This is a genomic window from Rhodospirillum sp. A1_3_36 (genome assembly GCF_047263945.1).
GTDB lineage: Bacteria > Pseudomonadota > Alphaproteobacteria > Rhodospirillales > Rhodospirillaceae > Rhodospirillum.
Genome location: NZ_JBLAVB010000006.1, coordinates 106,362 through 120,677, shown reverse-complemented (window position 1 = coordinate 120,677; position 14,316 = coordinate 106,362). Strand labels below are relative to the sequence as shown.

The following is a 14,316-nucleotide window of genomic DNA, read 5'->3' as shown; positions in this document are numbered from 1 at the left end:
TCTGGATTCCTTCAGGCGGGCCGACGGCGGCGGGCAGCGGCTTGGCGGGTGGCTGCCCGTTGCTGGTTGGCGCGGGACTTGATGCGGTCGAGATCGGGCGGTGGAGCGTCTCCCCCGTTGCCGCTATCGCTCAGGTGGGCGGCCAGCGAGGCGACGGTCGGGTGTTTGAAGAAGGCGATGACCAGCGCATCTCTGTCCATCCGGTGATCGAGGCGGGAACAGACCTGCAACAGTAGGAAGGACTCGCCGCCCAGGTCGAAGAAGTTGTCGTGAACTCCGACCCGCTCGACCCCCAGCACCTCCTGCCAAAGCTCGGCGAGCTCGCGCTCCAGATCGGTGCGGGCGGGCTGGTGGGTCTCGGCCGAGGCGGACCGTGCTGGATCCGGTACAGGCAGGGCGGCGCGGTCGATCTTGCCATTGGCGGTCAGCGGTATGGCCTCCAGGACCACCAGAGCGGCCGGGACCATATGGGCGGGCATCCGCTCCTTTAGCGCGCGGCGCAGCGTGTCGGCCAATTCCGCCGCCGCCGGCCAGACGGTGGGGCGGACATAGGCGGCAAGATGGGGGTGGCCGGGCTGGTCCTCACGACGCAGCGCCACCGCCTCCGCCACGGCCGGCAGGTCGAGCAGGACGGACTCAATCTCGCCCAACTCGATGCGGAAGCCGTGCAGCTTGATCTGTCGGTCCATCCGGCCGAGATACATCAGCCGACCGTCCGACAGGTAACGGCAGCGGTCGCCTGTCTTGTAGAGCCGCGCGCCGGGCGCTGCTCCGGCGGACTCGCTCAGCGGATCCGGTACGAAGGCCCCGGCCGTCAGATCGCCGCGACCGAGATAGCCGCGCGCCAGTCCGGCGCCGCCGATGTACAGTTCTCCTGCGGAGTTGGCGGGAACCGGGTTGAGGCGGGCGTCCAGCACATGCAGGCGGGTGCCGGCGATGGGACGACCGATTGGCATGACGCCGCCGACCGGCTCGGTCGCCCCCTCGATGCAGCAGCCGACCACCGTCTCGGTCGGGCCATATTCGTTGACCGCGTGGGTGGCGCCTCGGCTTAGCCAGGGGTTGATGGTGGTGCCGGTCAGCGCCTCGCCACCCAGCACCAGATGGCGCGCCAGCCCGACCGGCGGCTCGCCGCCGAACATGGTGTTCAGCAGTTCCAGATGCGCCGGGGTGACCTTGACGAAGTTGAAGTGCCGGGCCGAGCGGTGCAGCGCGGTCAGCGTCTCCACCTCGTTGTCGCCGGGCAGCATCACCGTCGGAACACCGGCCAGCAGCGGCACGAACAGGCTTGTCAGCGTGGCGTCGAAGCCGATGGAGCCCAGCACCGGTGCGCCGTCGCCCTCCTCGGCGGCGTAGGTGCGCATCGCCCACTGGAGATAGTTCACGAAGCCGGCGTGGCTGATCATCACTCCCTTGGGCTTGCCGGTGGAGCCGGAAGTGTAGATCACATAGGCGAGATTGCCCGGCAGCGCGCCGGACGCGGGCGCGGTCGCAGGCTCGGTTGCAATGTCGGCCCAGTCGGAATCCAGCCGCAACACCGGGCAGTGCGAAGCAAGGTCGGTGGCCAGTCCGTCACGGGTCAACAGCGCCGCGATCTCGGCATCCTCTTGCATCATCGTCAGGCGGGCTGCCGGGTAGGTGGGGTCAAGCGGCACGAAGGCGCCGCCGGCCTTCAGCACCGCCAGCATGGCGACGGTCAGCGCCCAGGAGCGGTCGAGGAGCACGCCCACCCGCTTGTCCGGCCCGACGCCAAGGCGGCGCAGCCGCTGGGCCAGCCGGTTGGCGCGGCGATCCAGCTCCGCGCAGGTCAGAACCACGTCGCCCTCGGGGCCTTCCTGGATCAGCGCCACGCGGTCGGGGTGGGTCGTTACCGCCCGCGCCCATAAATCGGTCAGGCACAGCTGCTCCGCCGCCGGATCCGCCGTGTTCCAGTCGATCAACTCGCGCCGACGCGCGGCGTCGCTCAACAGCGGGATGTCGGCCAGCGGCAGCGTGGGCGTCGTGGTCACCGCCTCCAGCAGGGTGCGGTACTGGTCAAGGAGCCGTTCGATCGTCACCTTGTCGAACAGGTCACTGTTGAAGTCGCAGGCGATGGACGCCCCGTCATCGCGCAGATAGACGGTCAGCGTCAGGTCCACGCCGGTGAAACCAACGGGCAGCCGCTGGGATTCGACCTCCAGCCCGGCGAAGGTCTGGCGTCCACCGTCACGCTCCAGGTTGAACACGACGCCAAGCAGCGGCGCGCGGCCGCTGTCGCGCTTCTGGCCCAGTTTGTCGATCAGCCGGGCGAAAGGATAATCCTGATGGTCGAAGGCGTCGAGCAGCGTGCCGCGCACGGTTTCCAGATGGCTGGCGAAGGGCGTGTCGCCGCTGGTCCGGCTCAGCACCGGCAGCAGATGGACGCAATAGCCGACCAGCGCCTCGCCACCCGGCAGGCCGCGCCCGGCGTAGGGGCAGCCGATGATTACCTCCTCCGTCTCGCCCAACCGGTGCAGCAGGGCGGCATAGGCGGCCAGCAGCACCATGTAAACCGTGCCCTTGTGCGCGCGGCCCAGCCCCTTCACCCGGTCGAGCAGGTCGACCGGCAACTCCGCCCATAGCCGTGCGCCGCCGTAGCTCTTGACCGGCGGACGGGGGCGGTCGGTCGGCAGGTCGAGCGGTGTTACCGGCTGGGCGAAGCGGTCCAGCCAGTAGGCCTCGTGTCGGGCCATGGCGGCGTCATGCTCCCGTTCGCGCTGCCAGCGCACGAAATCGCGAAAGGGCAGTGGAACCGGCAGCGACGGGACGGCCTCGCCACGCTCGGCCGCGTAGAGGGCCAGCAGTTCATGCAGAACGATGCCCATGGCGGGGCCGTCGCTGACAATGTGGTGGGCCAGCAGCAGCAGCACGTGGCGCTCCGGCGCCAGCCGGTAGAGCAGCGGCAGGAACAGCGGCCCGTTCACGAAGTCGAAGCGGTGCCCTGTGTGCTCCATCAGCCGCTCTTGCAAAGCGGCCTCGGGATCGGGCTCTCCGGACAGGTCAGCCAGGGTCAGCGCCGCCAGGGCGGAGGGGTGGATGATTTGGTTTTCGCCTGCCTCGTCGAAGGTGGTGCGCAGCGCCTCGTGGCGCGCGGTGACCTGGGCGAGGGCCCGGCGCAACGCCGCCTCGTCGAGCAGCCCGTCGAGCCGCAACGCCGCCGGGTCGTTGTAGGCGCGCGCGCCATCGGCGCTCAGCTGCGCCAGAACCCACAGCTGCTTCTGCGCCTCGCTCATCGGCAGCGCCGGTTCGTCCGGGAGCGGGTCCCCGGCTGTGGTGACGACCAGCGGAGCCGCATCATCGGGGGAGGCGTCGCGGCAGTACCGGCGGCGCAGCGCGTCCAGGCTGGGCAAGCCAGTGGCCACGGCGGCCGGGTCGACGCCGAAATCGACGAAGCAGGACAGTTCGTCGGCTCCGGCGTCGATCAGGCGCTCGACGATGGGGGCGCAGCTTTCCGGCGAGCCGATCAGCGCGCTGGAGCCCACATATTTCTCATAGGCCTTGTTGACCAGGAACTGCTTGTCTTCCGGTGTCAGCCGGTCGAGGTCGATGGTGGCGCGCCCGCCTTGGGCCTTCTCTCCCTGCGCCATGCGCTGGAACAGGCCGATGCCGGACAGTAGGTAATGGCAAAGCGGCTGGCGCGCGATCTCGATGGCGCGGTCGGCGTCGGCGTCCAGGAAGGTGTGGATCAGCACCGACACGTTGCCACCCTCCGGGTCCAGTCCGGCCTGGGCGCGGGCTTGCCGGTAGATGGCAATGTTGTTCTTCAGATCCTCGATGGATTGGCCCATCAGGTTGGTCAGCACGCCGATGTCCGCGAGCCCGGCGCGGCGATAGGTGTCCGGGTTGTTGACGATGGCCAGCCAGCAGGGCAGGGCGGGTTGCTTGGGGCGCGGGTAGATGGCCAGATCGACCGGGCTGTTGCGCCCGTCCTTCCGGCTGATCTTCTCGCCGCGCCACAGGCGGCGGACGGTCTCTATCCGCTCGAACGTCACTTCGCGGCGGTCGTCGTAGGATTCCGGCGCGAACACGAAGTCATTGGCGTGCCAGCCAGAGGCGAAGCCGACGCCGACGCGACCCCCCGACAGGTTGTCGACCACCGACCATTCTTCGGCGACGCGGATCGGGTCGTGCAGCGGCGCCACCACGGCGCCGGAGCGCAGCTCCACCCGTTTGGTTTCGCGCGCCAGGGCCGCCGCCACCACCGCCGGGTTGGGCGAGAAGCCGCCGAACTCATGAAAATGCCGTTCGGGTAGCCAGACGGCGGAGAAGCCCTCGCGGTCGGCGAAATGCGCGCCCTTCAGGATCAGGTCGTACTTGCCGTCGCTGAAGGCCGCGGAATAGGGGCCGAAGAAGTAGAGGCCGAAGTCGATGGGCCGCAGGCCCGACGTCGAGGGAGAGGGCGCCGCGTCGAGCGCGTCGTTATGGCCGAGCTTCGACTTGTGCCGCGCCCAGAAGCCGTCCGGCTCCTGTCCGGTCATCGCGGCGCGGGCGATGTCGGCACGCGCGGTGGCTGCCGTTTTGGCAGCGGCCGACGCGGGAGACTTGGCGGCACTTCCGGCGGCGGTTCCAGACATGGCGCTGGTCGGCGGCGCGCCGGACGGACCGGCGGGCGGCTGGCGTTCGGGCAGGAAGCCGCCCGCGCGCAGATCGGCGACGCTGTCCTTGATCGCCTGGATGACGTGGGCGAGGTCGGCGTCGGTATGGGCGGTGGACAGGAAGCAGTTGCGCCATTCCCAGATGTACACGCCGCGCAGCAGCAGATGGTAATAGAGGATGTCCAGGTTGCCCTGGAACACCAGCCGGAACATCGACGCGAAGTGGGTGACGCGCAGCGGCAGATCCTCCGCCTCGAACCAGCGGTTCAGCGTGTCGGCGAATTCCGTCGTGCGCTGATTCAATCGGTCCTGCAATGCCGGCCCTTCAGCCTTCATGTGGCGCAGCGCCGCCAGGGCAGCTGCCATGGTGAAGGGGTGCTGGCAGAAGGTGCCGCCGAAATAGGTGCGCGGGGCGGCCGGGAAGGAGGCGTCGCCATAGGCCCAGAAGCCGCCGTCGATGCCGTCGAGGAAGTGTCGCGTGCCGGCGACCACACCGATGGGCATGCCGCCGCCGACGATCTTTCCGTAGGTGGCGATGTCGGCGCGCACGCCGAACAGCGCCTGGGCGCCGCCCTGGTGGGCGCGGAAGCCAGTGATCATCTCGTCGAAGATCAGGGCGGTGCCGGACTCCTCGGTCAGAGCGCGCAGCTTCTTGAGGAACTCTATCGGGCGGAAGTCGGGGCGGCGGCTCTGCACCGGTTCGACCAGCACGGCGGCCAGCTCATGGGCGTGGCGGCGCAGGATCTCCAGGCTCTCATCGGTGCCGTATTCGACGACCAGCACATCCTGCGCGACCCCGCCGGGAATGCCAGGGGCCATCGGTTCGGAGCGGAAGGCCGTGTCCGTCACTTCGACCGTGCGCGCCAGCGTGCCGTCGGAATGGCCGTGGTACGAGCCGTCGAATATCGCGATCTTGGTGCGTCCGGTTCCGGCGCGGGCCAGTCGCAGCGCGGTCATCACCGCCTCGGTGCCCGAATTGGTGAAGGCGGCGCGCTCGTGCCCGGTCAACTCCAGGAACAGGTCGGTCACCTCCCGCATCATATCGGAGCGCGGGCCGAGCTGGATTCCGCGCCCCACCTCCTCCTCGACCACGCCTTTCATGAAGTCGGGGCGGTTGCCGAACAGCAGCACACCGAAACCCATGGTCAGGTCGATGTAATCGTTGCCGTCGACGTCGCGGATGTGTGAGCCGGTCGCCTCCGCTCCGGTGATCGGATAGAGGATCTCCTTGGTCGAGAAGCGGAAACCGACACTGGCCCGGCTGTCGGCCAGCCCGGCGCGGCAGGCTTGGGCCAGCTCCTTGGAGCGCGGGGTGCGGTGCTGGTAACGCTTCACCAGATCGGCGAGGTGGCGGTCCTGGCGCGGGTTCTTTCCGGTCGGCTCCAGCGACATTGGGTTCGCGAGCGCCCGCAGCGGCGAGGAGCGGTCCTCCTCGGCCTTCGGTTTCGCGGGGGGGGCGGGGTTCGGAACTGGCGCGGTCGGTGGTGCCGATAAAGATGCCTTGGGTGCCTCCGGCGCCGTGGCGGAATTGGGTGCCTCCGGCGCCGTTGCGGAATTGTGCGCCTCCGGCGCCGTTGCGGAATTGTGCGCCTCCGGCGCCGTGGCGGGAACGGAGGCCGGAGCCGCAACAGGCACCGCCATTGGTGTGCCCTGGAGGAGGGCGAGCTGTTGGCTCATTATCCGCGTCTGGGTAAGGAGCAGTTGTTCCAGGGCGGTGCCCGCGACGGGCATGGGTGCCGCCACCATGGGCGCGCCCGCCGGAGCCGCCATCACGGGCGCGGGACGGGGCGCCGCCGAGGTCTCCGGCTCCGGCCATGCGGTCGGGGCAGGCGCTGGCGCCGCGATTGGAGCCGTCACGGCCGACGGCACCTCTGTATGGGGTGCCTCTGTATGGGTCGCCGCCGGGTGCGGTGTCAGGCCGAAGGTGGAGCGATCGACCAGATGGTCGGCCAGCGCCGCGATGCTGGTAACGTCCTCGAAGAACTGGCGCATTTGCAGTTTGACGCCGAAATTGTCGTCGATCAACCGCATCGCCTCGACCAAAACCAGGGAGTCGGCGCCCATCTCAAGGAAGGAGGCGTCGATGTCGATGTCGCCGGGGTCGACGCGCATCATCTTGGCGATGATGGTCAGCAGTCGGGTCAAGACCGCGTCGTGCTGGACGGCCCGCGTATCCGGGGTGGAGGCGGGGGCCGGGGCGACATGATTGGTATCCATCGTCGATCCTGTCGTGGCAAACCAATGGGACTTGCGCTGGAAGGCGCAGGTGGGAACCGGCACGCGGTCGCGGGCGAACGGTGCGTCAAAGGTGGTCCAGTCGATGGGCGCGCCGCGAACGAAGGCCTCGGCGACGGCGCCGCACAGCGCGGTCCAGTCGTCACCGTCGCCCGACGCGAGCGACTGTAGCCACGTCGCCTTGGGCGCGCGGCGGCGGCCAAGCTGGGTCAGCACAGAGCCGGCCCCGATCTCGACGAAGGTCTCGTAGCCCTGATCGAGCAGGGCCGACAGCCCGTCGGCGTATCGCACCGTCTCGCGGCAATGTCGGCGCCAATAGGTCGGGTCGAGGCTGGTGCCGGAGGCGACGAGCTTGCCGGTCAGGTTCAGCGCCATCGGCAGAGTGGCGGGACGATGCTCGACCGTCGCGGCGAAGCGCTCAAACGGGGCGAGCGTCGGGTCCATCACCGGGGAGTGGAAGGCGTGGGTGACGGTCAGCGGTGCGCTGGACACCCCTTGGGCTCGCAACCGCTCGACCACCCGGCCCAGCGCGTCCACCTCGCCCGACAGCACGATGTTGCCGGGGCCGTTGATCACCGCCACGGACACCCGCCCGGTCTCGTCGGCCAGCGCCTTCTCGATCTGGGGCGGCTCTGCGAAGACGGCGGCCATGGCGCCGGGGGAGGGCAGCCCGTCCATTAGCTGTGCCCGCTCGACCACCAGCCGCAAGGCATCCTCCAGGCTGAGGACTCCCGCGACATGGGACGCGGCGTATTCGCCCAAGCTGTGACCCATCACTGCGGCGGGCTCCACCCCCCACGACCGCCACAGGATGGTCAGGGCGTGTTGCAGGGCGAACAGCGCCGGCTGGGCGTAGCGCGCGTGGCCCAGCAGCGCCTCGTCCTCGGTGGTATCGGGGTAGAGTGCCTCCAGCAGCGGCCGGTCGAGCCGCGGGGCGGCCAGGGCGGCGCAGCGCTCCAAGGCCTCCCGGAAGACCGGGTGCCTGTCGTAGAGGGCGCGCCCAGCTCCGGGCCGCAGGGCGCCCTGTCCGCTGAACAGGAAGACCGGGCGGAAGGGCTTCGCCGCCGAATCATCGTGCGTGATCGCCAGCCCCGGCGCGGAGCGGCCGTCGCGCAGTGCCGCCAGCCGCTCCAGCACCTCGTCCCAATTCGCCGCGACCAGGGCGGCCCGGCGCTTGAATTGGCTGCGTCCGGTGTTGGCGCAGTGGCAGGCGTCGGCGAAGGCTGGCGCGTCGGGGCGCCGGGCCAGCGCCTCCCACTTGTCGGCCAGTGCCGCCAGCGCTGGGTCAGTGCGGGCCGAGAGGGTCAGCACATGCGTCGGACGGTCGGCGCCCGGCTGGCGCGGCTCGATGGTCGGTGCCTCCTCGACCACGAGATGGACGTTGCTGCCGGTCGCGCCGAAGGAGCTGAGCCCGGCGCGGCGGGGCCGCTCGCCGCGTGGCCAGGGCGTCGCCTCGCGCACCGGTGCCACCTTCAGCGCCGTCCAGTCGACGCCGGGGTTGGGGGTGTCGATATTCAGGCTGGGCGGCAGCGTGTCATGGCGCAGCGCCTGGATCAGCTTGATCAGGCCGGCGACCCCGGCGGCCGATTCCAGATGGCCGATGTTGGTCTTGACCGAGCCCAGCAGCAACGGCCGCTCGCGCCCCGCCGCCTGTCCCAGCACGGTGCCCAGCGCCTGTACTTCGATCACGTCTCCCAGTGAGGTGCCGGTGCCGTGCGCCTCGACATAGTCGATGGCATCGGGGGTTAGCGCCGCCTTGTCGAGCACCTGGCGGATCAGCCGCTGCTGGGCGACACCGTTGGGCACGGTGAAACCGCTGCTCGCTCCGTCCTGGTTGGCCGCCGAGCCCCGGATTAGAGCCAGGACGCGGTCGCCCGCCGCTACCGCGTCGCGCTGGCGTTTCAACACCACCAGCCCGCAGCCCTCTCCCCGGACATAGCCGTCGGCCGCCGCGTCGAAGGTCTTGCAGCGCCCGTCCGGCGCGAGCATGCCAGCCGCCGCCAGCGTCACATAAAGGCGCGGCGACAGGATCAGATTGACGCCGCCGGCCAGCGCCTGATCGCACTCTCCGGCGCGCAGGCTGGCGCAGGCGAGGTGGATCGCCGACAGGGAGGAGGAACAGGCGGTGTCCACCGCCATGCATGGTCCCTGAAAGCCCAGCACGTAGGACAGCCGACCGGCGCAGCCGTTCAGCGGCGTGCCCGTGTTGAAATAAGGGTTGTTGGTGTCGCGGTCCGCCTGTTCGACCTGCAACAGCCCGTAATCGGTGGCGGTGACGCCGACGAAGACGCCGGTGGCCGTTCCGGCCAGCCGTTCCGGCACCAGCCCGGCGTTCTCCAGCGCTTCCCACGCCACCTCCAGCAGCAGGCGCTGCTGCGGATCCATGCCCTCCACTTCGCGGGCGGACATTCCGAAGAAACCGGCGTCGAAACGGTCCACCGCGTCGAGGAAACCGCCGTGACGGGCATAGGTCTTGCCTGGCGTGCCCGGCGTCGGGTCGAAATAGGCAGCGGTGTCCCAACGATCGGCCGGGACCTCTCGGATCAAGTCGCGGCCGTCGCGGAGCAGCTCCCAAAAGGCGTCGGGATCGTCGGCGCCCGGCATGCGGCAGCCCATGCCGACCACAGCGATGGGCTCCACCGCCGCGCGCTCCAGAGTCGTCACCTTGTCGCGCAGTTGGCGGATGGCGACGAAGGCCTTTTGCAGTGGCGTCATCTCGCCCGGGGGAGGATGGGTGGTCGTCACGAGGCTCATCCCTCCTTCATCAGGGCGGCCAGCTCATCGTCGATGAAGGCCGCGATGTCGCTGTCGGAATAGTGCTGGACGTCCGTCACCGCCGGAGCGGTTGCCGCCGGGGAGGCGGGTGACGGGGTGGCGGGCGCTTCGGCCGCCCCTTCGGGGACCAGCAGCGTCAATAGATGGGCGGCCAGCGTTGCGATGTTGGGATGGTCGAACACGGCGGACGAGGGCAGGGCACAGCCGAACCTCCCGTCGATCCGCCGCTTCAGTTCCGCCGCCGTCAGGGAGTCCAGCCCCATGTCGAAGAAGCCCTGGCGCGGGTCCACCGGCGCGTCGGCGTCGAAGAGCAGCACCGCGCGGATTGCATCCTGAAGGAAGGCGACCAGGGCTCCGACACGTTCCCCAGCGGGAAGGGCGTCCAGTCGGTCACGCTCCGCCTTCGTCACCGCCATGTCGGAGATGGCCGCCCCGCCCAGCTCCTCCAGCAGAGGCTGATGTCCGCGCGCCTCATAGACCGCCTTCAGCCGCGCCCAGTCGGCGTCGACCAGCAGCGTCGTCCCCGACGCAGTGCCAAGCAGCCGACCGAGCCGTTCGACCGCATGTTTCGGTTCCAGCGGGTGGAAGCCGCTGTCGGCGATCAGGCGTTCTGCATCGCCGTCGGCCATTCCGTTCCCGCCGCCCCACGGCCCCCAGCCGATACTGAGCGTCGGCAGCCCCAGACCCTGACGGTAGGTCGCCAGCGCGTCGAGGAAGGCATTGGCCGCCGTGTAGACGCCCTGCCGCGCGGTGCCCAGAACGGCCGACACCGAGGAGAAGAAGACGGCGAAATCGGGCGCGTGGTCAGAGGTCAGCCGGTGCAGCAACCACGCCCCCTCGACCTTCGCGGTCAGCCCGTCGTGCAGGATCTCCGGCGTCAGATCGGCGAGGCTGGTCGGCGTGGCCGTCCCGGCGGCGTGGACGATGCCCTTCAGTTTGAGGCCGCTCGCGTCGATCCGCGCCAGCACCGCGCGCATCGCCACCTCGTCCGCGCAATCCGCCGCCTCGATCTCGACGCGCGTTCCCTTGGCCTGGAGTGCCGCCAGCCGTTCCGTCGGCACAGCCGCCGCTCCCCGTCGGCCAATCAGGACCAGCGCCCCGGCCCCGCGATCCGCCAGCAGTCCGGCAACCCGCAGCCCGAGCGCGCCCAGTCCGCCGGTGACCAGATAGGCGCCCTTCGGATCGAGGCGAATGGGTGGCGGGGACTCGGGGGGGGCTTCGTCCCGTTCAAGGCGGGCGACGAAACGGGCGTCGCCGCGCAGGGCGATGGCGTCCTCGCCGTCTGGGGCCAGCACCTCGCGGAGCAGAGCGGCGCGGTCCGACGCGTCGGCCAGCGCCGCGACGTCCAACAGCCCGCCCTTCAGCGCCGGATGTTCGAGGAACAGCGTGCGGCCCAGCCCCCAGAGCAGGCCCGGCCAGGGTGAGCGCGGAATGAGCCCTCCGGCATCCGTCGCCTCTTCGGTCATCAGCCACAGGCGCGGCGGTCGCTCAAGCTCGACCAGTACGCGGACCAGACGGGTCACCGCCAGCAGCGCCGCCTCGCCAGCCGCCAGGCCGTCGTCACCCGGCGGCCATGCGACCAGCACGCCGTCCAGCGGGCCGTCCGTCGTCGCCGCTTCGATGGCGCGCCGGACCTCCGTTTCGTCGTCCGGGAGGGTCGGCAGATCGATACAGCGCCGCTTGGCCCCGCGAAGGTCGCCCGCCAGAGCGTCCGCCCCGATCACCAGCCAAGCTCCCCCCTCGGCCGGGATCGCAGCGGCGCGCGGCCGATCCCGCCACGCCAGCCGATAACCGATGTCGGCCTCGTCCCCCGCGCCGCGCCGATGCGTTAATAGGGCGAGCAATTTCGGGGCCAGTGCCAGCTCCTCAGCGGTCAGTTCGCCGCTCGCGGCGAGGTCGCGCAGCAGGGTGTCGCTTACGGTCGGAAGCCTGTGGACGGGCGCCGACAAGCCGTCGTCGAACCAGTATCGCTTGCGCTGGAACGGATAGGTCGGCAGAGCCACGGGGCGCGTCTTGCGGCCGTGATGGACCGCGCTCCAGTCGATCGCGACGCCCTGGACATACAGCTCACCCAGCGCGCGGGGGAAGCGGTCCGCGTCGGTGCGGCGCAGGCTGGGGACCAGAATCGTGTCTTCGGGCAGGCTCTGACGGGCCAAGCCGCACAGCACCGGATCCGGTCCGATCTCGACGAAGGCCCGGCAGCCGAGGTTCGCCAACGCCGTCACGCCATCGGCGAATTGCACCGCCTCGCGGACATGGCGGACCCAATAGTCAGGACTGGCGATCTCCGCCCCGGCGGTGCGGCCGGTGAGGTTGGAGATCAGCGGTAGCGTCGGTGGATAGAAGGCGACCGTCTCCGCCACCGCCGCGAAGTCCGCCAGCATTGGCTCCATCAGCGCGGAGTGGAAGGCGTGGGAGACCGTCAGCTCGCGGCTGGCGACGCCCTCGGCGCGCAGGTCGGCGAGCAGCGCATGCAGGGCCGCCGCGTCGCCGGACACCACCGTCTGGTCCGGTCCGTTCAGCGCGGCGATGGACAGGGTGGGGCGGTCGGTCAGCGCCTGGGCGACCCGCTTCGCCGGGGCGGCGACGGAGGCCATGGCGCCGCTCTCCGGCAGTGCTTCCATCAGCCGGGCGCGCGTCGCGATCAGGCGCAGACCATCTTCCAGACTGAACACCCCGGCGACGCAGGCCGCCACATATTCGCCGACACTGTGCCCGAGCACCGCGTCGGGCCAGGCGCCGACCGACCGCCACAGCTCGGCCAGCGCGTATTCCAGCCCGAACAGCGCCGGTTGGGTATTGCCGGTGCGGTCGAGCCGACCGGATTCGTCCGAACAGACGAGGTCTATCAGGTCGATGTCCGCATGCGTCTTGAGGATCGCCGCGCAACGGTCGAGCGCCCCACGGAAGACCGGTTCGGTCTCGTACAGCCGACGGCCCATGCCCGCGTATTGCGAGCCCTGTCCGGTGAACAGGAAAGCCAGCGATGGGACGGTCGCGCTTTCCAACGCGGGAGCGATCAGGTCGGGGGAGGTTCGGCCCTCCGTGAAACGGTCGAGCGCCTCAGCCATGTGCGCGGTGTCGTCGGCCATCACCGCCAGCCGTCGCGGTGGATGGGCGCGGCCCAGCGCGGCACTGGCGCAGAGATCGCCCGGCGCCACGCCCGGGTTGGCGCGCAGATGGTCGCGGTACCGGGCGGCGAGCGCCGTCAGCGCCTCTGTCGTGTGCGCACCAAGTGGTAATAGGCGGGGGCCGACGTCCTGCGTAGCCTCAAAGGCATCGTCCCCTGGGGGAGCGTCGGCGATCACGATGTGGGCGTTGGTGCCGCTGAAGCCGAAGCTGCTGATCCCGGCCACTCGCGGTTCGGCGCCGCCTGGCCAGTCCACCGCCTGACGCGCCACGCGCACCGGTTTTTCGGCCCAGGGGAAGCGTGGTGTCGGCTGGGTGACGTTGAGATGCGGCGGCAGACAGCTGTGGCGGAGTGCCAGCACGACCTTGATCACCCCGGCGACCCCGGCGGCGGCCTCCAGATGGCCGAGGTTGGTCTTGACCGATCCGACATGCAGTGGTCGGTCCGCGCTATGCCCGGTGCCGAACACGCGGTCGAGCGCCCCCAGCTCGATCGGATCGCCCAGCGCCGTCCCGGTGCCGTGCGCCTCGACATAGGAAACGGCGTCTGGCTCGAGTCCGGCGTTGGACAGCGCCCGCCGGATCACCTGTTCCTGCGCTGGGCCGCTGGGCACGGTCAGGCCACCACTCGGTCCGTCCTGGTTGACCGCTGAGCCGCGCACCACGGCCAGCACCCGATCGCCGTCGAGCCGGGCGTCGGACAACCGCTTCAGCACCAGTACGCCGCAGCCCTCGCCCCGGACATAACCGTCGGCCGTGGCGTCGAAGGTCTTGCAGCGCCCGTCCGGCGCCAGCATCCGCGCCTTGGAGAAGTTGATGCTGAGCCCTGGCTCCAGGATCAGGTTGACGCCGCCGGTCAAGGCCATCGCGCATTCGTTGCGGCGCAGGCTGTCGCAGGCCAGATGCAGCGCAACCAGGGAGGAGGAGCAAGCGGTGTCCAGCGCGAAGCATGGCCCGGTGAGCCCCAGGCAATAGGACAGCCTGCCCGCGATCATGCCCGGTGAGGTGCCGGTGCCGGCATAGGCGTCAATGCGGTCGTGGCGCGACGGGGCGAACAGCCGCTGGCCGAAATCCTGCCCCATCATGCCGATGAACACGCCGGTGGCGCTGCGATACAGGCTGTCGGCGGGGATGTTCGCGTCCTCCAGCGCCTCCCAGGCGACTTCCAGCAGCAGGCGTTGTTGCGGGTCCATCGACGCCGCCTCGCGCGGCGAGATGCCGAAGAATTGGGGGTCGAAGCGGTCGATGCCCGACAGGAAAGCGCCGTGGCGCTGGACCATCTTGCCCGGCGCGTCGGGGTCGGGGTCGTAATAGGCGTCGATGTCCCAGCGGTCGCGCGGTACCTCGGCGATGGCATCCCGCCCGACGCGCAGCAGCTCCCAATAGGCGTCGGGCGTGTCCGCCCCGCCGGGGAAGCGGCAGCCGATGCCGACGATGGCGATCGGCTCGCATTCCCGCGCCTCCGCTGCGCGCAACTTGGCCTGCAAGGCGTCGATGCGCAGTAGCGCCTGCCGCATCAGATCGCGGTTGCCTGGGGCGGTCTTTCCTGCGCTCATCCGATCGT

At 70.0% G+C, this 14,316-nt stretch carries 2 protein-coding genes; both read right to left on the bottom strand.

The window, feature by feature from the left end; genetic code table 11:
• Positions 1 to 11: 11 nt before the first annotated feature.
• Positions 12 to 9,602: a MupA/Atu3671 family FMN-dependent luciferase-like monooxygenase gene (locus tag ACLIRY_RS14620; RefSeq protein ID WP_413206150.1), complete on the bottom strand. Its 9,591-nt coding sequence runs from the start codon at positions 9,600 to 9,602 to the stop codon at positions 12 to 14.
• Positions 9,599 to 14,308 (bottom strand): type I polyketide synthase, encoded by a 4,710-nt coding sequence (locus ACLIRY_RS14615; RefSeq protein ID WP_413206149.1) that lies wholly within the window; start codon positions 14,306 to 14,308, stop codon positions 9,599 to 9,601. Before ACLIRY_RS14615 ends, ACLIRY_RS14620 begins: the two co-directional genes overlap by 4 nt.
• Between the last annotated feature and the right edge of the window lie 8 nt (positions 14,309 to 14,316).